We start from the raw sequence: 20,399 nt of genomic DNA on the forward strand, positions 1-20,399 counted from the left end.
CCCTGAAACCTGTTTGGTGAAATCTGTTCTGTGCTTACCAGCGCTCGCCCAGGAGGTTGGGCTGGATCCCTTTGAGCGGCTTGCGATTGTCGTCGCGGCCCTTGATCCCGGCCTCGAATTCGGGGCGGAAATACTTGATGGCGCTGGCCAGCGGCTCAACGGCGCCGGGGGCGTGGGCACAGAAGGTCTTGCCGGGGCCGAGGAAGTTGCACAGCTGCTCCAGGGTCGCCAGATCGCCGGATTGCCCTTCGCCGCGCTCCAATGCCCGCAACAGCTTGACGCTCCAGGGCAGGCCGTCGCGGCACGGGGTGCACCAGCCGCAGGATTCGCGGGCGAAGAACTCCTCCATGTTGCGCAGCAAACTCACCATGTTGATGCTGTCATCCACCGCCATGGCGAGCCCGGTGCCCATCCGGGTGCCCACCTTACCGATGCCGGCGGTATACATCTGGGCATTCAGGTGCTCGGGCAGTAGGAAGCCGGTGCCGGCGCCCCCCGGTTGCCAGGCTTTGAGGCGATAGCCGCTCTTCATGCCGCCTGCGTACTCCTCGAACAGTTCGCGGGCGGTGATGCCGAAGGGGAGCTCCCAGACCCCCGGGTTGTTGACCTTGCCGGAAAAGCCCATCAGCTTGGTGCCGTGATCTTCCGAACCCGGCAGGGCCAATCCCTGATACCAGGGCACGCCGTTGCCTATGATGGCCGGCACGTTGCACAGGGTCTCGACGTTGTTGACGCAGGTGGGCTTGCCCCAGACGCCGGAGACGGCAGGGAAGGGGGGTTTGGCGCGCGGGTTGGCACGCCGCCCTTCCAGGGAGTTGATAAGCGCCGTCTCTTCGCCGCAGATGTAGCGGCCGGCCCCGGTGTGGACAAACAGCTCGAAATCAAAGCCCGAGCCCAGAATGTTCTTGCCAAGCAGCCCCGCCGCCCTGGCCTCCTCGACGGCGCGGCGCAGATGGATGGCGGCATCCACATACTCGCCGCGCAGGAAGATGTAGCCACGGTAGGCCTTGAGCGCCCGGGCCGAGATGATCATCCCCTCGATCAGCAGGTGGGGCAGCTGCTCCATCAGCAGCCGGTCTTTCCAGGTGTTTGGTTCCATCTCGTCGGCGTTGCAGAGCAGGTAACGGATGTTCATGCTCTCGTCCTTGGGCATCAGGCCCCACTTCACCCCGGTGGGAAAGCCTGCGCCGCCGCGCCCCTTGAGTCCGGCCTCCTTGACGGTGCTGACGATTTCATCAGGGCTCATCTGGCCGAGAGCCTTGCGGGCGGCCTCATAGCCCTGTTTGGCCTGGTATTCGTCCAGCCACACCGGCTGGCCATCGTCGCGCAGGCGCCAGGTGAGCGGGTGGGTCTCGGGAGCGCGAGGGGTGCGGTTGGCAGTGCCGAAGGAGGCGAGTGTCTTGCGCTGATCAAGGCTCATGGGTAAGCCTCCAGGGTCTTGAGCAGGCTGACGGGATCGAGCCCGCCATAGGTGTCGTCGTCGATCATCAGCGCCGGCCCCTTGTCGCAGTTGCCGAGGCAGCAGACCGGCAGCAGGGTGAAGCGGCCATCGGCGCTGGTCTGGCCGGGGGCGAGGTTCATCACCTCCTTGAGGCCGGCCAGCAACTGTTCGTGACCGTTGATGTAGCAGACCATGCTGTCGCAAACCCGGATGATGTGGCGTCCCACCGGCTGGCGGAAGATCTGGCTGTAGAAGGTGGCGACCCCCTCCACGTCGCTGGCGGGAATGCCGAGCTCGGCGGCGATGGCGTGAATGGCGCCGTCGGGGACCCAGCCGCGGGCCTGCTGCACAATCTTGAGCGCCTCTATGCTGGCGGCACGGGGATCTTCGTAGTGGTACTTCTCGTGTTCGATGGCATCGCGTTCAGCCTGGCTCAGGACGAACTCGTCCCGGTTGCTGTTGCATGCCCCTTGCCCCTCTGGGGTCTGATTATGATGACACTGACATTGCTGGCTCATGACTTGACCTTTGGTGGCTTGTCCCTTTACTGCGCGTCTCGTCTGCCACCCCCTTCGTGAAGGGGCGACAGGACTCAACGGTCCACATCCGACATAACAAAATCGATGCTGCCCAGGTAGACGATGAGATCCGACACCATGCTGCCCTTGATCACCGAGGGGATCTGTTGCAGGTGGGCAAAGCTCGGGGTGCGGATCCGGGTCCGGTAGCTCATGGTGGAGCCATCGCTGGTCAGGTAGTAGCTGTTGATCCCCTTGGTCGCCTCGATCATCTGCAGCGACTCGGCCGCCGGCATGACAGGGCCCCACGACACTTGCAGGAAGTGGGTGATCAGGGTCTCGATGTGCTGCAGGGTGCGTTCCTTGGGGGGCGGCGTGGTGAGCGGGTGATCCGCCTTGAAGGGCCCTTCCGGCATGTTCTTCATGCACTGCTCGATGATCGACATGCTCTGGCGGATCTCCTCGATGCGCACGGTGGCGCGGTCATAGGCATCGCCATTGCTGCCCACCGGCACCTCGAAGTCGAACTGATCGTAGCCGGAATATGGGCGCCATTTGCGTACGTCAAAGTTGAGGCCGGTGGCCCGCAGGCCAGCGCCCGTGGTACCCCAGGCGAGCGCCTGTTCGGTGGTGTAGGCGGCGACCCCTATGGTGCGTCCGCGCAGTATGCTGTTGCGCATCGCAGCCTTCTCATACTCCATCAGTCGCTTGGGCAGCCAGCTCAGCAGGTTGTCCTGGATGAGACGCTGCCACCCTTGAGGCAGATCGTGAGCCACGCCGCCGATGCGAAACCAGGCCGGGTGCATGCGCGCCCCCGTGATGGCCTCGATGATGGTGTAGATGCGCTGGCGGTCGGTGAAGGTGAAGAAGACCGGGGTCATGGCCCCCACGTCCTGGATATAGGTGCCGAGGAACAGGAGGTGGCTCTGGATGCGAAACAGCTCCGCCATCATCACCCGGATCATGTCGACCCGCTGCGGCACCTTGATGCCGGCGAGCTTCTCGACCGCCAGCACGTAGGGGAGGTTGTTCATCACGCCCCCCAGGTACTCGACCCGGTCGGTGTAGGGGATGTAGCTGTGCCAGGACTGGCGCTCCCCCATCTTTTCGGCGCCGCGGTGGTGATAGCCGATGTCGGGCACGCAGTTGCGGATCTCCTCGCCATCGAGCTGCAGCACCAGGCGAAACGCGCCGTGGGCGGAGGGGTGGTTGGGCCCCAAGTTGAGGAACATATAGTCCTCGTTCTCGTTGCCACGGGCGAGGCCCCACTCCTCGGGCTTGAACAGCAGGTTCTCCTGCTCCATGTCCTGCTTGGCGGCATCGAGTATGAAGGGATCAAATTCGGTGGCGCGAGCCGGGTAGTCCTTGCGCAGCGGATGCCCCTGCCAGCTTCTCGGCATCATGATCCGGGTCAGGTGGGGGTGACCGTCGAAGGTGATCCCCAGCAGATCCCACACCTCCCGCTCGTACCAGTTGGCGTTGGGGAACTGGCCGGTGATGGTGGGCAGGGTCAGATCGCTCTCCATCAGCGGCACCTTCAGCATCAGATCGCTGTTTCGCTCGATGGAGATGAGGTGATAGAAAACGGTGAAATCGCTTTGTGGCAACCCTTCCCGGTGGCTGCGCATCCGCTCGTCGGTAGCGCTCAAGTCAAACAGCATCACGAACGGGGAGGGAAGGGCGCGCAAGAAGCCCATCACGTCGAGCAAGAGCTCACGGGAGAGCCAGACCACGGGCACGCCGGTGCGGGTAGTCTGCACAGTAAACCGCTCGGCGCCGAAGCGGGCGAACAGTTCGCCTATCACCCTGGCATCCTGATGATCGCTTGGCTGCCACTGGGCCATGGTGTAGTTGTTTGGAAACTCTCGGGTCAATTTCATGGTCAGATCTCATCCGGCGTGCGCAGGTTGGTCACATTGATCCGTTCGCCACGCTTGCGCTCTTTTTCGGCCTGCATCTGGGGGCGGTAGATCCCCTGATCGCCCACTACCCAGGAGAGTGGCCGGCGCTCCTTGCCGATGGACTCCTGCAGCAGCATGAGCGCCTGCAAGAAGGCCTCGGGGCGGGGCGGGCAGCCCGGAATGTAGACGTCGACCGGCAGGAATTTGTCGACCCCCTGCACCACGGAGTAGATGTCGTACATGCCACCCGAGTTGGCACAGGCACCCATGGAGATGACCCACTTGGGTTCGAGCAGCTGCTCGTAGAGACGCTGAATGACCGGCGCCATCTTGATGAAGGGGGTGCCGGCTATCACCATGAAATCGGCCTGACGGGGAGAGGCCCGGATCACTTCGGCGCCGAAGCGGGCCACGTCGTGGGGGGAGGTGAAGGCGGTACACATCTCCACATAGCAGCAGGAGATGCCGAAGTTGTAGGGCCACAGGGAGTTTTTGCGGCCCCAGTTGACCGTGTCTTGCAGCACCTCCTCGAGACGCCCCATCATGATGCCGCGCGTCGCCTCTTGTGCCAGCGGGTCATCGACGGTCTGTCGCTGCTCCTGGGGATAGCGCTCGATGGGCGCATCCGGATCTATCCGGGTCAGGGTGTACTTCATGGTGCAACCTCAAGGAAAGGATCTGTGATTCAGTCAGTTTTCTTGTCGTTTAGTGGCGCCTTGCGCGGCGACCAGTCCAGCGCACCGATGCGCCAGAGGTAGACCAGGCCGATGAGCAGCAAAACGATGAAAATGGTGGCCTCGATGAAGCCGACCCAGCCGGTTTCGCGCACCGATACCGACCAGGCAAACAGATAGAGCGCCTCGACATCGAAGATGACGAAGAACATGGCGACCAGATAGAACTTGGCGGAAAAACGCAGGCGGGCACTGCCGACCGAGTCGACACCGGATTCGAAGGGTTTGTTCTTGGTGCGGCCGTAGGCACGCCCCCCCAGTACGGCGGCAAGGCCGATCATTCCCAGGCAGAGGCAGATGGCAGCAACGACATAAATGGCAAAAGCCCAGTGTTGGACAGCAATATCGGCAAACATAGAGGTTTTCCCTAACCAAACTATTCATGCTACTTAACATTGATGTTACGTAGTATGACATTTCCGTACTGATTTACATGTCATTTTTGCCGCTTAATTATTAATCGACTGGTTGGATGTTAAATTTTGTTAAGACGCGCACTTTTTTCCTGCTCTTCCTCGGGGAAAGGGGCCGGGATCGGGGGGAAAAGAGGGAAACTGGTCAGACCGCGAGCGGGCCAGATGGGGAAAACAAGAAAAAAGAGAGGCCAGAGGGCCTCTCCTGCGTGGTGATGACTCCGTCAGAGAGTCAGGGTTTGCTCGCGACCAGCAACACCTGATCCTGGTAGGCGGCAAACTGGCGATAGCCGATATCACCGGTCGTGACATCGAGATAGACCATCTGCCCGTTGAAGGGGGCGACGGTAGCGCTCATCAGATAGACGTAGCCATCCCTGACCTCCTTGCCTTCCCCCGCCATGGCGCGCGGGAAGATGGTGTCGTTGAGGGATGGTTTCATGCAGGCATGTTCCACCAGGGTGGTCAGCTCCTTGATATCGGGCAGGCGCCACCGGTTGATGCCGCCAAAGTGATACAGGGCGTGGCTGCTGTCGCTGCGGATCCGCTCGGCCATCTGCAACCCCTGTTGCCAGTAGTAGGGAGTGGGTTCCCCCAGGCAGGTGATGCCGTTCCATGTCTGGCCCAGCCTGCAGCGCATCCAGACCAGATCGGTGTGTTGGTCGGTGACGGTGCCGTTGCCATTGTCGATGTAACGGGCGGAAGGAGCGGTGCGATCCATGGTGTCATCACAGATGGCGGCACCCTGTGCCAGGGGCGAAAGCAGCGCCAGCATGGCAAACGTAACGCGATGAAGTCTCATGGTATTCCTCAAATCAGTTGGGGGTGGCGACCAGGCGCAACTGCATCAGCTCGGGGTAATCCTCTTGCTGGATCATGGCGGGGTAGGTGGTGCCCGCATCGGCATCCTGTTGCAGGAACACGGCGGTGCGTTTGCTGACGGGGCCGCCGGAGAGGCGTTGGGCCGTGGTGCTGGTGGCGCTCCAGTAGTAGCCCGGGTAGGCCTCTTCGGCCGAGGGCGCCACATCGGGGAAGTAGCGCTGATCCAGGGTGATGTTCTGGCCCATGGTGTCCGTGGCCAGGCTGCCGTAGTGCATCAGCGACATCAGCTCGGCCATGGTCGGCAGGCGCCAGCGGGTAATGCCGCAGCGTTGCTCGCCATTAAGCCACTGCTGATAGGCGCGGCTGGTGACCAGGGTGGTCAGGCGCTGCGCCCGTGCCAGGGACACCTGATCCCCGTCGGCCGTGAAGCGTTCGATCAGGGGAAGAATATGCAGCCTGGCCGCGGCCTGTTCCCCCGTCGTGGCGGTGAACTGCTCATCTTCGTAGGCAAACGGCTTGCCTTTCCAGGCCGGACTCAGGGGATCGTCAGATTTGACCTCCCACACCAGCCCGGTGTTGAGATCCTTGACGCATTGCCAGCTGGAGGCGTCGTCCGCCAGCTCCTGCCCCTTGTCATCGAGCTTGCGATAGGCGAGCTGGGGGCGGGTGCGATTCCAGCGTGCATCTTGGCCCGGGAAGTCGGCGGGTTCGTGCGCGAGCAGGGGATCCCGGCCATCGGAGAAGGTGGTCACGCCAGTCACGGTCAGAAGATCGCGCGGTTGCTGCTGCGCCAGCAATGCCAGCAGTCTGGGCAGGGTATCGTCGGCGAAGCGGCCATCTTGCTGCCACGCCAGGGCCAGCTCGGCCAGCATCAGATTGAGGGTGCGATAGCCGGTGGCGAGCTGCAGATGGCCCTTGCCGCCAGACAGCGGGATCTGCGCCGCCTGCAACAGGCTGATCGCCAGTTGCTGCAGCGCCTGAGCAAACTGGGGAAGGGCGCTGAGCGCCTCGCGCCCCGTGCCCGGTTTCAGGGGGTCGAGTGCCGCCAGCAGCTGGGTCAGCGCGCTGTCGACGGCGATCCCCTCGGCAATGCGGCTCTGCCACAGGGAGCTCAGCAGGGTCGATTGCAGGTGCAGCTGATCGCCACGGGCGGCGGGGTGAGCCAGGGGAAGACCGCCTGCGCGAGGGATGAACAGTAGCGGCGAGTTGACGATATGGGTCGATTGGCCGGTCAGAGTCAGGCGACCTTCGCCACTGACGGCGGGCTCGCCCGGATCACATCGCCAGTTCTGATCCAGATCGGCGCACAGGGTGCCGGCGGCGGGCAGGGTCACGTCGACCCGGTACCCGGGGGTGGCCAGCGGGGCGCTCTCTTCCCCGCCACCACAGGCGGAGAGCAGGGCCGAGAGGGCCGTGACAAGCAGGAGAGGGTGTTTCACATCGAATTCCTTCATATGGACGCAAAGGACGGGCGGCGAGCGCCCGTGATCATGATTCAGCGCGCTGTGCGACGGCGGCACCAGAGGCGGGGAAGCGCCAGCAACAACAGCAGGGGGGAGAGGCTGCCACCGCCCCCTTCATCCTTGTCGAGGGGGATGACGCCGGTGGTGGGGAGGTTCTCCTCCCTGGTGCAGCGGGCACCGACCTGCTGGGCGACGCGCCATTCCCTGAGCTGGCCGCTTTCGCCAGCCTGGGTGTCGTTGATCTCCAGGGTCCAGAGTCCGCCGAGGGGTTCCCCCTTGAGTTTTTCCAGCGATTCGAACGGTACCAGCTCATGGGGATATTCCCCCTTGAGCCGGGTATGGCTGGCATAGCCCTTGTTCCACAGGCTGACCCGGGTGCCATATGGGGAGGTGAGCCAGATCTCCAGCTGCTCCAGCTTGTCGTGGGTCAGATCCAGTGCCACCACAAAACCCTCGTCGATGCGCGCCTTGCCGGTGGGCAGGGTGAGGGTGAAGCGCGACAGGCCGTGCTGCTCCTGGCTGGTGGCATCCTTGATCTGGCCGCCATGGTCGCTGGCCCGTTGCCAGACGGGCTCGCCGATGGGCAGTTGCAGGTCGAGGCGGGTCTGACGCTCGGTGGGGCTGGGCAGATCGAGCTGGAATTGCAGCGGCAGGGTGAGCATCTCGCCACACGCCAGATTGCTCGCTGCCTCCAGCGGCAGGGACCAGCGTCCGCTCTCATTGGCGGCCAGGCGTCCTTGCCAGTGACTATCCCCCAGGATCCCCTTGACCGGCAGCAGACTGGCGTCGGTGATGGCGAGCGTCCGGCCGCTCAGGTTGGCAAGCTCAATGGCAAGGTTCTTCTTCTCTCCCGGCAGCAGGTAGCTGCCATCGGCAAGGCGCGCCTGCACCGGGGTCGGCAACAGGGCGTGATGGCGAAATGCCTGCTCCAGCAACTCGGCATAGCGGCGTTCCGGATAGAGGCGCCGGGCGGTATCCACGGTGACGCGGGCCAGTTGGGGCATCCGCAGCTCGGGGCCCAGGCCGAAGTGGGATTCGATGAGCAGGCGATCGAACTCGTCCCGAGCGACCTCGCCATGACTCTCGACGGCCTGGCGCAGGGCGGTGAAGAGCGGGGTGCCCCACAGCTGATCGCCGTTGCTGCCGTTGATGGTGAGGTGGGCAGGATAGAGGAAGCTCGGGTGATAGCGGGCGCGCAGATCGTCGAGTTGGCGCGGGGTTCGGCCACTGATCCTGGCATCCCAGTTGAACACCATGAAGGGCTCGAACTGGCGGGCCTGTTCGCTTCTCTGGCGCCAGCTGGCGGCCAGGTAGTCGCTAAAGCCCTCGCCAATGGCGCCCCAGTCCCCCTCATCCCCCAGGTCGGGCAGGATGTGGTGCTGCACCGCATGGCCGAACTCGTGCCAGATCACCATGGGATCTTCGGCATCCGGCACCCCGATCCGGCCAATCTCCAGCTGGCGCAGGAAGGGATCATAGAGGGAGTTGTCCTGATTGCCCGCATCCGTGTCGATGGTGATGGCGCCCGCTATCAGAGCGTCGTAACCGAGGGCATCGAGATGGCGTCGGGCCAGATCCAGATGGTAGTAGGCGTTGATGTCGAGAAAGCCCGGCTGCTGGTGATCCAGCTGGAAGCCTGCGGCATCGTCGCTGCTGAAGGGCTCGTTGTCGGGTTCCGTGCTGCCCACGACCCGGGCACGGGGCCCGCTCAGGTAATGGGTGTCGCCCACTTTTTGCACCGGCAGGGTGACGGTGCGATAAGCCTGCACCCCCAGTACCAGATCATGGCGCCAGAGCAGGTTGCCATCTTGCAGCTGGGTGCGGGGATCCAGGGCAAAGACCCTGGCCGCTACTGTCGTGGCATCGCCCGGCAATGGGGTAGCATCGGCGGTCGTGCTGGCCTGCTGCAAGGAGCGGCCCTGCAGGGCGCCGCCATCACAGCTGACAAACAGCTGCCAGTGGCTGGACTTGCTGTTGCCCGGCAGCTTTTCGCTCGCGAGCAGGCGCCAGGCCGGGATCAGCTTGTCACCATCCAGCCAGAACCAGGGTTCGGCGTCGCTGCTGGCGGCCGTCGTCCAGACGGCGCTGTCGAGGGTGGCAATGTAGGCATCCACACCGCCGCGAGAGGCGTCATCACAGGGTGCTGCCTGGGCCTTGACGGGGCGGGTGTTGTGATAGAGACGCCAGGGGCGGCCCTGATCGTCCAGGCTGACGGCTGCCACCAGGCCGGCGATCGGCGCGCCGTTTGCCTGCTGCCGAAAATGAAGATACCGGCCAAGCTGGCCCTGGCGCTCATAGGCCGGATCCTGGCTCAGGGTGACGCCGAGCTGCTGCTCGAGCCAGAGGCGGGGAGCGGCGGGGGCGTCCTGCTCGACAAAACGCAGTTCGGCCGCCTGGGTCGCAAAGCCGGCCAGCCCCAGCAGGAGGGCGGGCAACAGGGGTTTCATAGTAGTACTCCCAATCAGGGGCAGGGTCATCGTGTGATCCCCGCCAGGTGCAACAAGAAGGCAAATTCACGGGCGCGATCGCCACCACCGGCGTCATGGCCACCCTCAAACTCGGTCAGCAGCAGGTAGGGGCCTGATCCCGTGCTGTGTTCGCGCAGGCGGGCCAGCCATTTGACCGGCTCCCAGTAGGGCACCTGGCTGTCGTGCAGGGCGGTGGTGATCAGCAGGGGGGGATAGGGGGCCCGGTGCAGGTTGTCGTAAGGGCTCACGCGGCGCATCGCCTGATATTCCGCCGCCCTGGCCGGATTGCCCCACTCCCGGTACTCCTGGCGGGTCAGGGGCAGCGCGGGATCGCTCATGGTGCCGAGCAGATCGACGAAGGGGACCTGCAGCACGGCGCCGCTGAACAGGGTGGGCTGCTGATTGAGAGCTGCCGCCACCAGGGTGCCGCCGGCACTGCCTCCCATGGCAAACAGGGGCAGGGGGGAGGCGTCGCTTGACCAGTGGCGCAGGGCTTGCCCCACCGCGATAAAGTCGCTGATGCCGTTTGGCTTGTTGATCCCCCGACCATCACGGGTCCATTGCTCCCCCAGCATGCCGCCGCCGCGGACATGGGCGATGGCATAGACAAAGCCCCGATCCAGCAGACTGAGGAGCTCTTTCTGGTAGTAGGGGCGCATCGGTGTGCCATAGGCTCCGTAGCCATAGAGCAGCGCGGCGCGGGACGCTACATCCGCTCGCCACACCAGCGAGACCGGCACCCGGGTGCCGTCGGCGGAGCGTACCCAGCGACGTTCGCTGTGATAGGGCAGGCTGTTTGCCCGGGATGGATCATCATGGTCCTGCCAGCGGCCACTGGTCAGGTCGAGCCAGCGTTGGCCCGGGGGCTGGCTCAGCCCCTGGGTGCGCACCAGGATGCGGTCACTGGCTGGATCGTGTTCCCCCTGCAACCAACCGGTCCCGGCCCCCATGGCGAGTGGTAGCCGCTGCCGTTCTCGGCCGCTGCGATCGAGCAGGGCGAGCCACTCCTCCCCTTGCCGGCGAAATTGCACCACCAGATGGCGATCAAACAGTCGCCACTTCTCGGGATCGCCGAGATCTTCCCCCGGTACAGGCCAGAGTCGCTGCCACTCGCCCTTGAGCGCAGCGGCGTCATAGAGGGCGAAGGCGCCATCCCGGTTGCTCTTGATCACCCAGCCGGACTGGCTGTCGAGGTAGTACTCCACCCCGCGCCGGCGGGGCAGGATAAGCACCGGTTGGCCTGAGTCGAGCAGGTATTGCTCCGAGCTGTCGTGGTTGTTGCCCTGCAGCAGCAGATGCTGGCCATCGGTGGTGCGATAGAGGCTCAGCAGCCAGGCGGGATCCGCCTCCTCATAGAGGGTTTGTTCGCGCCCAGCACGCCAGCTGCGCAGCTGCCAGGGACGCAGGGTGCCGTGCTCGTTGGCGATGGTGTAAAGGGTCTGGCCATCTTGCGACCAGGCGAGATCGGCGCTGCGATGGGGCAGGGTGGTGAGGGTGTCACCTCCGTGCAGCGTGATCAGGGTGATGCGGTAGTCGAGATCGCCGCGGCGATCCTCGGCGATGGCCAGCAGGCGGTTGTCCGGGCTCAGGGCCCAGCCGCCGACGGCGTAATAACCTTCGCCGGCCCGTGGCGGGAGCAGTTGCCGGGACTCCCCCTGCTGGCGCTGCCAGAGGGCGCCATCGGCGCGCACCTGCCACGCCAGCTCACCCCGGATGAGCCAGTTGTCCGGCGCCGGATCTCCTTTCTGGTGACGGGCAAATTCGGCGCGCAGGCGAGCCTCCAGCGGCTGCTGGCTGGCCAGCTGCTGCTCGCTCCAGCGATTTTGCTCCTGCAGCAGGGCGAGGATGGCAGGATCGCTGCGACTCTCGTCCCTTAGCCAGAAATAGGGGTCATGGCGAGCGGGGGCACCGGCAATCAGGTGCGGCTGACTGGCAATGGGAGGCGGCGAGAGGGGAGATTGCGCCCACGACCAAGGGGTGACCAACAGGGTGGCCACCAGGATATCGAGTCTCATCACATCCCCACGAAGCGGTAGCTGAGGCTGGCCGAGATGTAGCGGCCACTCTGGCTGTAGAGGGAGGTATCGCTGCCAGCGGGCTGCCCGGCTACATCCTGATAGCGCACGTAGCGGGTATCGAGCAGGTTGCCGATGGTGGCATTGACCTTGAGGGCGTCGGTGATTTGCCAGTCTCCGGTGAGATCCAGGCTGAACCAGCCGGCACTGCTCTGGCAAGCGCCGTTGTAGCCGATCTGGGCGCTGGCGCATTTGGGCACCTTGGTCATGGCGGCGGCATAGTTGCTGCTCAACTCCACCCCCCAGTCGACTTGCTGCCAGCGCAGTGTGGTGTTGCCCTCAAGCGGGGTCTGGGTACGCAGCGGCTCGCCGCGATAATCCTTGCCATCCATCCAGGCCAGATTGGTCGACAGCTCCCACTCATCGTTGAGCCACAGGCTGGCGGCCAGCTCGGCGCCCCAGGTTTCGGCCCGGGCGACGTTGCGATACTGGCGCAGGAAGACCCCATCATCGATGCGAAAACCTGTCTCTCGCCAGTCGATGAAGTTGTAGTAGCGGTTGTAGAAGAGGGCGGGTTTAAGGCTCCAGCTGTCGCTCTGGCCGTTGATGCCCCACTCCAGGCTGTGGCTGGTCTCCTCCTTGAGTTTGGGGTTGGGAATGATCTCGAACGGTGGGATGGCAAAGTAGTGAGGGATATTGCCATAGACCTGATCGTAGCCAGGGGCCCGGAAGCCATTGGCGTAGCTGAGCCAGCTGCGCCAGGTGTCGTTGAAGCGGTAGCTGGCGGAGAGGCTCGGTGAGAGGTGATCGTTGCTGTTGTCTGCCAGAGCACTGCCAGGCGCGCTCAGGTGCTGGCGATCGAAGCGCAGGGTCGGGGTGAATTGCCAGTTGCCCAGGGTGATCACGTCGCTCAGCCAGATCCCTTCCCGCCGGGTGTCGGCCTTGCTGAAGGGGGCTTTCTGGCCCTGGGTGGTGATGCCATCTTCCAGCGACAGGCTGCTGACCGGTCTTTCGTGGTTGGCCTGCTCGAACTCGAGGCCATAACTGAAGGTGTGTGCCAGTGGCCCGGTGACCAGCGTGCTCTGCAGGGCCAGCTCGCTGCCAAGGCGCTGCTCCTCGAAGGTGGAGAAGGTGCGCTGGCTGCGATACCTGGGATAGCCGCTCAGCTCCTCGTTGCGCAGCAGCTGGCGCTGGTTGGCCTCGTTGCGCGACTGGCTGCCATAAAGGCTCAGATTGAGGCTGTCTATGAAGCCCAGATCGCGGGCCTCCCAGCCAAGCTTGCCCCCCCGGGTGAGTTGATCCCCGTTTTCGCGAAACCGGATCACATCCCAGCGACCATCCGGCTGGGGCACGGCTCTCGGGCCCATCTGCCGTTTGGCATGATCCTCGTAATAATCCAGCTCCAGGCGCACGGCATGGTGGGCATTGAGTGGAAAACGGCTGCTGGTGGAGGCGCTCATGCCGTCGAGATCGGCGGGAATGCGGTTCTCTTCATAGTTGACCGTCTCGTTGCCGCGCCAGCCGGAGAGGCGCAGCAGGTGTTCGCTCTCCAGCACCCGCATGGCCCCCGTCATGCTCAGCTTCTTCTTGTTGCTGTCGCCGCCATAGAGGGTCTTGGCCGCCAGATAGCCATCCTGTTGCTGCAGATAATCTTCCGGCTGCTTGGTGTTCATCACTACGGTGCCGCCGATGGCGTCCGAGCCGTGCAGGGAGGAACCCGCCCCCTTGGCGACCTCAATCTGCTTGATGTCATCGAGATCGAAATTGAAACGGCCGACCTTGTCGTTGATGTTGTCGGCCCCGAAACCATCGCTGACCCGCACGCCATCCTTGATCAGCAGGATGCGGTTGCCGCCGATGCCGCGCACGCTGATGTTCTGCGGGCGCCCGGCAGAGCCGGTGACAGAGACGCCGGGGATCTTGCGAAACACATGGGTCAGCTCGCTGGCCACCTGGCGGTCGAGCTCCTCCTGGGTGATGACGGAGATAGAGCCGGAGACATCGGAGAGTTTCTGTTGCACCCTCTGTCCGGTAACGATGATGGTGTCGTCGATGCGCGCCTTGCCTTGTCCCTCGGGAGGCAGAACGGCTGCGCCAGCCGAAGCGCAGAGCAGCGCCGGCCATGCCTGAAGCAGTTTTTTCATAATGATAATTATTCTTGTTTATGCCTGAGGGGCGGCATTATTGCAAAGGCCTGACCAGTTGGCAATAAATGAAAATCATTATCATCTATGGCTTATGGTATTGATATAAATGAGTTATTTCTTTTTAATGGAGAGATGATTGGCCGGTTCGCTCAGGGTTTTAGCAGAGGAAGGGATTCTTCTGCAGCCTTGCCTTGGGAGAGGGTGATCTCGACCCTGCGGTTCGCCTGACGGTGGGCAGGGGTGTCATTGGGATAGCGTGGCTGGGTGTCGGCCACTCCTTGGGCGACGATGCGTCTGGCGTCCAGTTTGGGGTTGCCGATCAGGGTCTGGACGATGGCGGCTGCCCGCAGCACCGACAGTTCCCAGTTGTTGCGATAGAGCTCCACCGGCGCCTGGGAGTTGTCGGTGTGCCCCGTTACTACCACCCGCCCCGGGATGCCGGTAAGGATGGTGCCAATCTTGTTGACCAAAGGAATAAACTGGGGCTGCAGGAAGGCAGAATCTGAGGGAAACAGCGCCTTCTCGCCGATACGGATCACCAGCTGGCTGCCGAGTTGCTCAATTTCCAGCTCCTTGGATTCGATCTGTGACTTGAGCTGCTGCTCAAGCTTCTGCTTGGTTGCCTGCACCCACTCCTGCTCCCTGGCTTTGTGGGGCCAGTCGTTGGTAGGGCTCGGTTGTTCCGAGGGGCCTATGGTTTCGTTGATGGGATCGGCGGCCGCAGCATGCTCCACTTTGTCCAGGATCGTCTCTTTTTGTGGCTCGCCGGGGGCCGTCTTCGAGTCGGGTTCCAGGATCCCGGTTCCCCCCTGCATCACGGGAGAGCCGGCAGGGGGCGATATAAGACCTATCTTGCCCAGTGACTCGATAAAGCCCTGGATCAGCACCCGGGTTTCCGACTGCTTGGCCATGGCAAAGGAGTAGAGCACCACGAACAGGGCAAACAGCAGGGTCATGAAGTCGGCATAGGAGACCAGCCAGCGTTCGTGGTTCTCCGGTGCTTCAGCCTTTTTCTTTTTCGCCACCATGTGCTCCCAGATAGGGTTCGAGGGTTACTTGCAGACGCGCTTGCGATTCGCCGTCCACGATGCAGAGGATGCCGGTCAGGGTCATCTCCTTGTAGTGGCGGATCTGATGGGCGAACGCCTTGTAGCGGTTGCCGAAGGGCAGGAAAATCAGGTTGGCGGCGGAGACCCCGTAGATGGTGGCGATAAAGGCCACCGCGATGGCGCCCCCCAGTTTGTCCGGCGCGTCCAGCAGGCCCATGGCGTGAATAAGACCAAACACGGCGCCGACGATCCCCATGGTCGGGCAGTAGCCGCCCATGGCTTCGTAGAATTTGACGGTCTGTTCGAGATCTTCTTGTTCGAACTCGATCTCGTTTTCCAGCACCTCGTGGATCTTGGTCTTCTCGTAACCGTCCACCATCATCTGTACCCCTTTTCTCAAAAAGGGATCCTTGATCTCCTCGATCATCCCCTCAAGGGCCAGCATGCCGCTGCGTCTGGCATTGCCGGCCAGGTTCTCCAGCAACTGGGCCTGCTCATACAGATCGAGCTTGAGAGGAGAGAGCAGCCATTTGAAGCGTTTCATCGTGCTGCCAACGACCGAGAAGGGGAATTGCGTCAATGCGGCGCCTATGGTACCGCCGATGACGATGAGAAACGCTGGCAGGTCGAGCAGCGCACTGGGGTGACCTCCTTCGATCATGTTGCCGCCAAGGATGGCGATCAGTGCCAGTACCAGGCCGATCAAACTCATCTGTTACCCGTCCATGAATGGTGATAGTGGCTAGTGTAGCTACTTAAGTATCAGTTTTTCAAAATGATATCCAATCGGTGAACAAATAAATGAGCGATGGTGGCGGGGGCAATGAAGGGAGGAAAAAACGAGCCCGGATGTGACACAAGGGGCGCAACGCCAAGGAGATAAAAAGGGGAAAAACAAAGAAGCCGCACAAGGCGCGAGCGCCCCTTGTGCGGCCATCCTGATCACCGGTTACTTGACCACTTCCAGTGCAGGGAAGGTGTATTTCCCTTCACGCACGTCCTTGCTCGGGCCGTACATCCTCATGATGATGTAGGCGTCTTTCTCCGGGATGGGCAGCCAGTTGGGATTGTTGGCATCCCCCTTGGCGCTCAGCTCTATGGTGTACATGCCATCGGCATCGGGTTTGAGGGTCCGGTCGCCACGGCTGTGACGGTTGATGGCATTGTGCGCCATCAGCTTGTTGTCGGTGGCATAGACGGTGAAGGACCAGAACTGGCTCACGTCCGGCGCCTTGAAGCGCATGCGGTATTTCTTGCCGTTGGCGCCGTTGATGTTCTGGCCGTCCGACCCTTTTACCGATTGCAGGTAGACGGACTCTTCCGGCGGCAGCCCCCACTGGCCGAGATAGGTGCCTTCGGCAAACAGGTCACGCTTGCCATTTTGCAACTCGGCGCGGGTGCCCAGCAGCTCGCCGGCGTTGGTCATCTTGGGCGCCAGCTCTGCCAGGTAAGCCATGCCGAGTTTCTCACCCGTCTTGGCCGCCGCCGTCTGCTCCTTGGTGAAATCCTGTTTGCAAGGAGCCAGTCCTATGGCCTTGTATTGATCCAGCCACTGCTTGTCGGCCGTGCCCATGTCCCCTTCGCACAAGACGAAGTTGACCCGCTGCAGCCAGTCGGTCTTGGCCGGATCAGGCCATTGATGCACCTTGGGTTTGGGGCCCGGCACACCCAGGTATTGGGAGAGGGTCCGGATGTTCCACTGATCCATGTAGCCGAGCGCCACCTTCTCGTCTTCCTTGCCGGTCGCCATGATGCGACCCATCAGCTTGATCAGGTTGGAGTTGACGCGAATGACCTCGGTCACGCTGGCGGGCACTTCCCCCTGCCAAGTGTTGGAGGCAAACATGAAGCGACCTCCTTTCTCACCGCGCAGACGGGAGCCGATCATGGAAGTGGTGTAGTGGCCCATGTCCATGGTGTGCAGGATCCAGTAACGGCCCTTGTCCATGTCGGGCACGCTGACGATCACCGGCTCGGCACTGACATCCAGCCACCCTTGCAGATGCAGGGTGTCGTTGTTGATGGTCGGGTGAGAGGTATAGGTGTCGTCTGCGATGTGACGAATATTCTGGAATCGATTGAGGGGCGTATCGGTTTTTACTGCGGTTTCATAAAAAAACTTGTATGCCTCGTCCATTGAGTAGGCATAAATAAAGGCATCCTTCGCCATCTCGTCACTTATTTTTGCGTAGGCCGGCAATGCAGTCATCGCACACAACGAAACAGCCAAAACGGTTTTTCTAATCATGATGCTCTCCGTGTTGTAAAAACTCAGCCATCAAGAATGCTGATTTATCCCATGTGACATGAAGCGAACCATCTCACGCAAACAGCATTGCATGATTATGCTTGGGCGTCCATGCGTGAAATTCAGCCACCACAGGCAAATGATAAATTAGTCATCATCTGTTCCTGTCATCAGGGGAGGTCGCCCGGAAAGGTGCTAGGCGTCATCATGTCGGGGCACATAATCAAACACCTGAAATGCTCATAGTTGCTGGCTGGAGGAGTCAGCCGCGCTGGATCACCGGCATAGGCATGCTTTACCAGACTGGCTGATCAACTGCTGCGTGGGGTGTAGATACAATCAAATGGGGAAGAGGGTGATAATTATTTTCTAGGTGGCAATAAAACCCAAGCATTTCCTGAAGACCTAATAAAGCTTAAGAATGTTGTCAGACTATGGAGTAAGACGGTTTATTTTATTTAAATTCGAGTCGACACCCTGAATAAAACCTGTTTTTATAGCCTTGTTGTGGACATTTTATGGTTTGCAACATTTCTGCGCCCAGTTTAATTATCATCAACCTCTTTTGAGCCAATAACACTTATATATCGGTGGGTTTTGCGAGCATCGGGGTTGTGTGACACCGGAGCCTTGGACGGCAAGGCTGTGGCTGGAGTATGGCTGTTGGGGTGAGGGAGTGATGATTCGCCACTGCGTGGCTCACCATAGGTGGGCCCTTTCAAATTTGGCTCTGGGTCGGGATTGATTCACGCCATCCCTGGCGCACGCCCTGCGGGCGGCCTCTGGTCATCCAAGGCGGGCTATCCTGCCCGCCTGTCGAACAGAGGTCGAACCAAGCCGCCCATCATCGAATAAAGCAAAAGGCCCCGTCTTGCGACGGGGCCTTTTGCTTTATTTGGCGGTGAGGGAGGGATTCGAACCCTCGATACGTTGCCGTATACACACTTTCCAGGCGTGCTCCTTCAGCCACTCGGACACCTCACCAAATTTTGGTCTGTTGTTTAACGTGTTCAGCCAACACTGTGCTCGTCGCGCTGTTGCGCTGGAACGGGGCGTAATGTAGGGGAAAGGGCTGCTTCGGTCAACCACTTTTCCCCTTATTTTTCATAATCTTTATCGAGCGCTTAACCCTTGAGCAGAATGCCGTTTTTTTACACCGGCTCAGGGCTTGTCCAGGATGATCAGGCTGTCAGGCAGCTCGTTCTGATCCCGGGTGGCGGGGAAGGCATCGCTCAGGATGGCGCTGGTGCGCTCGATGCACTCCAGAAAGCCCTGCTCGATCTCCTTGTTGCGCACCCGTGTGACGAAGTCATCGATGATCTCCTGCCACTGGGCGTTGTCGATGTGCTGGGCGATGCCGTCATCCACCAGGATCTCCACGTAGTGCTCGGCGGCCGAGACGAAGATCAGCACGCCAAGCCGGTCGCGGGTGCGATGCAGTCCCTGTTCGACAAACTGCAGTCGTGCCATCAGGGCGGCCCGGTGCAGGCGCACCCGTTTGGGGATCAGCCGCATCTTGATGGGGGTCCAGTGAAACAGGAGGCTCAGCAGCAGCCAGACCGACCACTGTACCAACAGGATCTCGTACCAGCCGAGCCAGAAGCCGAGCTGGAACACCAGCAGCGGGGTGAGCATGGCCAGCAGGGCCGCCCAGAGGGTGGGAATGTAGCGATATCCATCGCTGGCCGGGGCCAGCACGGTCACCAGTTCGGCGTCCGTGTCCTGTTCTGCCTGTCTGACCCTGGCCTGAAGCGTGTGATAAAACTGTTTGGAAATCATCTTGTCGTCTCTTAATCCCTGTTACCAACCACCGGAGGCGCCACCGCCACCAAAACTGCCACCGCCACCGCTAAAGCCACCGCCTCCGCCGCTAAAGCCTCCGCCGGAGCGACCGCCAAAGGAGCCGGCCCCCAGTCCCCCGGCCAGGTAGGCCGAGCGGCGACGGCGGCCCGAGCCACCTCCGCCGCCACCTCCGCGCAGGTTATGGATCACGATCATCGCAATCACCATCAGAATGAACAGCCCGGGCCCCTTGCCGCTATCTTGCTGTTGGGTCTCTGTTGGCTGATAGTCACCGGCCAGCGCCAGCATGATGCCCTGACTGCCCGCCATAATGCCGGCCACCATGTCGCCCCGCTTGAAGGCGGGCAGGATCCGGGTCTGGATGATGTTGGCGGCGATGGCATCGGGCAGGGCCCCTTCCAGGCCGTAACCCACTTCGATCCGCACCTTGCGCTCATCCTGGGCGATCAGCAGCAGGACTCCGTTGTCTTTTCCTTTCTGGCCGATGCCCCAGTGACGTCCCAGCTGGTAGCCGTACTCCTCGATAGTTTCTCCCTGCAAACTGTCGATGGAAACCACCACCAGCTGTACGCCGCTGCGTTTTTCAAACGCGGCCAGCTGCTGGGTCAGCTGGTGGGCCTGCTTGCGGGACATCAGGCTCGCCTCGTCCACCACCCGCCCGCTCAGGGGCGGAAAGTCGGGAGCCGCCTGCAGCGCTGTGGTCCAGAGCAGCAGGCAGGGCAGCAGGATGCGCAGCATCATGGTCATTGGAAGCTCACCTTGGGTGCCTCATCGGCACCTGGCTTGGCGCTGAAGCTGGGTTTGGCTGCCAGATCCGAGTAGAGCAGCTTGTGCCAGATCACCCCGGGGAAGGTGCGGATCTCGGTGTTGAACTGGCGTACCGCCTCTATGTAGTCGCGCCTGGCCACCGAGATGCGGTTTTCGGTGCCTTCCAGTTGGGCCTGCAGGGTGAGGAACTGCTGATCCGCCTTGAGATCAGGATAACGCTCGACCACCACCATCAGGCGGGAGAGGGCGCTGGAGAGCTGGTTTTGCGCCGCCTCGAACTCCTTGAGCTGGGCCGGATCGCTCACCTGCAGGCTGCCAACCCGGGCACGGGCGTCGGTGACCGCCTTGAGGGTCTCCTGCTCATGGGTGGCATACCCCTTGACGGTGGCCACCAGGTTGGGGACCAGATCGGCGCGGCGCTGGTACTGGTTCTCCACCTGTCCCCAGCTCGCCTTGACCTGCTCATCCAGAGTCGGAATGGTATTCATGCCGCAACCAGTCAGACCCAGCAGCAGGGTCAGGGTCAGCAGGGATCGGGTGGCCCTGCGCCAGAGAGATAGGTTCATCTTGTTGTTCTCCATTGAAATGGCTGGCAAATATCGGTTCACC

Annotated in this window: 16 protein-coding genes and 1 tRNA gene; all 17 read right to left on the bottom strand. The window is 61.9% G+C overall.

Annotated features, from left to right (window positions below; genetic code table 11):
* Positions 1 to 34: 34 nt before the first annotated feature.
* Positions 35 to 1,420: an NADH-quinone oxidoreductase subunit NuoF gene (gene nuoF / locus ACB034_RS01580; protein ID WP_371171899.1), complete on the bottom strand. Its 1,386-nt coding sequence runs from the start codon at positions 1,418 to 1,420 to the stop codon at positions 35 to 37.
* On the bottom strand, positions 1,417 to 1,959 hold the full coding sequence (gene nuoE, locus ACB034_RS01585; RefSeq protein WP_371171900.1) for an NADH-quinone oxidoreductase subunit NuoE: 543 nt from the start codon (positions 1,957 to 1,959) through the stop codon (positions 1,417 to 1,419). The genes nuoF and nuoE overlap by 4 nt, the downstream gene beginning before the upstream one ends.
* 74 nt (positions 1,960 to 2,033) lie before the next feature.
* The gene (gene nuoC, locus ACB034_RS01590) at positions 2,034 to 3,839 is read right to left on the bottom strand and encodes an NADH-quinone oxidoreductase subunit C/D (RefSeq protein ID WP_371171901.1); all 1,806 of its coding nucleotides are present in this window, start codon (positions 3,837 to 3,839) and stop codon (positions 2,034 to 2,036) included.
* A gap of 2 nt (positions 3,840 to 3,841) precedes the next feature.
* Positions 3,842 to 4,516: an NADH-quinone oxidoreductase subunit B family protein gene (locus tag ACB034_RS01595; RefSeq protein WP_026457426.1), complete on the bottom strand. Its 675-nt coding sequence runs from the start codon at positions 4,514 to 4,516 to the stop codon at positions 3,842 to 3,844.
* 29 nt (positions 4,517 to 4,545) lie between these two features.
* Entirely contained in the window at positions 4,546 to 4,950 is a 405-nt protein-coding gene (locus tag ACB034_RS01600; RefSeq protein ID WP_026457425.1) for an NADH-quinone oxidoreductase subunit A, read from the bottom strand.
* A gap of 289 nt (positions 4,951 to 5,239) precedes the next feature.
* Positions 5,240 to 5,809 carry a DUF1566 domain-containing protein gene (locus tag ACB034_RS01605; RefSeq protein ID WP_061477255.1) on the bottom strand — a complete coding sequence of 190 codons (570 nt, stop codon included), beginning with the start codon at positions 5,807 to 5,809 and terminating at the stop codon, positions 5,240 to 5,242.
* A 13-nt stretch (positions 5,810 to 5,822) separates the two neighbouring features.
* Positions 5,823 to 7,268: a DUF1566 domain-containing protein gene (locus ACB034_RS01610; protein WP_371171902.1), complete on the bottom strand. Its 1,446-nt coding sequence runs from the start codon at positions 7,266 to 7,268 to the stop codon at positions 5,823 to 5,825.
* Between the two features lie 56 nt (positions 7,269 to 7,324).
* The gene (locus ACB034_RS01615) at positions 7,325 to 9,769 is read right to left on the bottom strand and encodes a proprotein convertase P-domain-containing protein (RefSeq protein ID WP_371171903.1); all 2,445 of its coding nucleotides are present in this window, start codon (positions 9,767 to 9,769) and stop codon (positions 7,325 to 7,327) included.
* A complete protein-coding gene (locus ACB034_RS01620) occupies positions 9,766 to 11,775 on the bottom strand; it encodes a prolyl oligopeptidase family serine peptidase (RefSeq protein WP_371171904.1) in 2,010 nt (669 codons plus the stop codon). The genes ACB034_RS01615 and ACB034_RS01620 overlap by 4 nt, the downstream gene beginning before the upstream one ends.
* Positions 11,775 to 13,919, bottom strand: a complete 2,145-nt coding sequence (locus tag ACB034_RS01625) for a TonB-dependent hemoglobin/transferrin/lactoferrin family receptor (protein ID WP_371171905.1) — start codon at positions 13,917 to 13,919, stop codon at positions 11,775 to 11,777. Before ACB034_RS01625 ends, ACB034_RS01620 begins: the two co-directional genes overlap by 1 nt.
* A 152-nt stretch (positions 13,920 to 14,071) precedes the next feature.
* The gene (locus ACB034_RS01630) at positions 14,072 to 14,950 is read right to left on the bottom strand and encodes a flagellar motor protein MotB (RefSeq protein WP_371171906.1); all 879 of its coding nucleotides are present in this window, start codon (positions 14,948 to 14,950) and stop codon (positions 14,072 to 14,074) included.
* The gene (locus ACB034_RS01635; RefSeq protein ID WP_371171907.1) at positions 14,925 to 15,683 is read right to left on the bottom strand and encodes a flagellar motor protein; all 759 of its coding nucleotides are present in this window, start codon (positions 15,681 to 15,683) and stop codon (positions 14,925 to 14,927) included. The genes ACB034_RS01630 and ACB034_RS01635 overlap by 26 nt, the downstream gene beginning before the upstream one ends.
* Positions 15,684 to 15,920: 237 nt before the next feature.
* Positions 15,921 to 17,219, bottom strand: coding sequence for a DUF1254 domain-containing protein (locus tag ACB034_RS01640; protein ID WP_371171908.1), 1,299 nt, complete (start codon positions 17,217 to 17,219; stop codon positions 15,921 to 15,923).
* A gap of 896 nt (positions 17,220 to 18,115) precedes the next feature.
* A tRNA-Ser gene (locus ACB034_RS01645) sits at positions 18,116 to 18,203 on the bottom strand.
* Positions 18,204 to 18,380: 177 nt separating this feature from the next.
* Complete coding sequence (locus ACB034_RS01650) at positions 18,381 to 18,998, bottom strand: TPM domain-containing protein (RefSeq protein ID WP_042071642.1); 618 nt, start codon at positions 18,996 to 18,998, stop codon at positions 18,381 to 18,383.
* A 21-nt stretch (positions 18,999 to 19,019) separates the two neighbouring features.
* A complete protein-coding gene (locus ACB034_RS01655; RefSeq protein ID WP_042071639.1) occupies positions 19,020 to 19,769 on the bottom strand; it encodes a YgcG family protein in 750 nt (249 codons plus the stop codon).
* A complete protein-coding gene (locus tag ACB034_RS01660; RefSeq protein WP_042071637.1) occupies positions 19,766 to 20,371 on the bottom strand; it encodes a LemA family protein in 606 nt (201 codons plus the stop codon). Before ACB034_RS01660 ends, ACB034_RS01655 begins: the two co-directional genes overlap by 4 nt.
* Positions 20,372 to 20,399 lie beyond the last annotated feature (28 nt).

It is taken from the genome of Aeromonas sp. S18(2024), from assembly GCF_041402525.1.
GTDB classification, from domain to species: domain Bacteria; phylum Pseudomonadota; class Gammaproteobacteria; order Enterobacterales; family Aeromonadaceae; genus Aeromonas; species Aeromonas enteropelogenes.

Excerpts from the sequence above, each read along its gene's own strand:
- nuoF (WP_371171899.1), bottom strand. The coding sequence starts at position 1,420 with ATGAGCCTTGATCAGCGCAAGACACTCGCCTCCTTCGGCACTGCCAAC.
- nuoE (WP_371171900.1), bottom strand. The coding sequence starts at position 1,959 with ATGAGCCAGCAATGTCAGTGTCATCATAATCAGACCCCAGAGGGGCAA.
- nuoC (WP_371171901.1), bottom strand. The coding sequence starts at position 3,839 with ATGAAATTGACCCGAGAGTTTCCAAACAACTACACCATGGCCCAGTGG.
- ACB034_RS01595 (WP_026457426.1), bottom strand. The coding sequence starts at position 4,516 with ATGAAGTACACCCTGACCCGGATAGATCCGGATGCGCCCATCGAGCGC.
- ACB034_RS01600 (WP_026457425.1), bottom strand. The coding sequence starts at position 4,950 with ATGTTTGCCGATATTGCTGTCCAACACTGGGCTTTTGCCATTTATGTC.
- ACB034_RS01605 (WP_061477255.1), bottom strand. The coding sequence starts at position 5,809 with ATGAGACTTCATCGCGTTACGTTTGCCATGCTGGCGCTGCTTTCGCCC.
- ACB034_RS01615 (WP_371171903.1), bottom strand. The coding sequence starts at position 9,769 with ATGACCCTGCCCCTGATTGGGAGTACTACTATGAAACCCCTGTTGCCC.
- ACB034_RS01620 (WP_371171904.1), bottom strand. The coding sequence starts at position 11,775 with ATGAGACTCGATATCCTGGTGGCCACCCTGTTGGTCACCCCTTGGTCG.
- ACB034_RS01625 (WP_371171905.1), bottom strand. The coding sequence starts at position 13,919 with ATGAAAAAACTGCTTCAGGCATGGCCGGCGCTGCTCTGCGCTTCGGCT.
- ACB034_RS01630 (WP_371171906.1), bottom strand. The coding sequence starts at position 14,950 with ATGGTGGCGAAAAAGAAAAAGGCTGAAGCACCGGAGAACCACGAACGC.
- ACB034_RS01635 (WP_371171907.1), bottom strand. The coding sequence starts at position 15,683 with ATGAGTTTGATCGGCCTGGTACTGGCACTGATCGCCATCCTTGGCGGC.
- ACB034_RS01640 (WP_371171908.1), bottom strand. The coding sequence starts at position 17,219 with ATGATTAGAAAAACCGTTTTGGCTGTTTCGTTGTGTGCGATGACTGCA.
- ACB034_RS01650 (WP_042071642.1), bottom strand. The coding sequence starts at position 18,998 with ATGATTTCCAAACAGTTTTATCACACGCTTCAGGCCAGGGTCAGACAG.
- ACB034_RS01655 (WP_042071639.1), bottom strand. The coding sequence starts at position 19,769 with ATGACCATGATGCTGCGCATCCTGCTGCCCTGCCTGCTGCTCTGGACC.
- ACB034_RS01660 (WP_042071637.1), bottom strand. The coding sequence starts at position 20,371 with ATGGAGAACAACAAGATGAACCTATCTCTCTGGCGCAGGGCCACCCGA.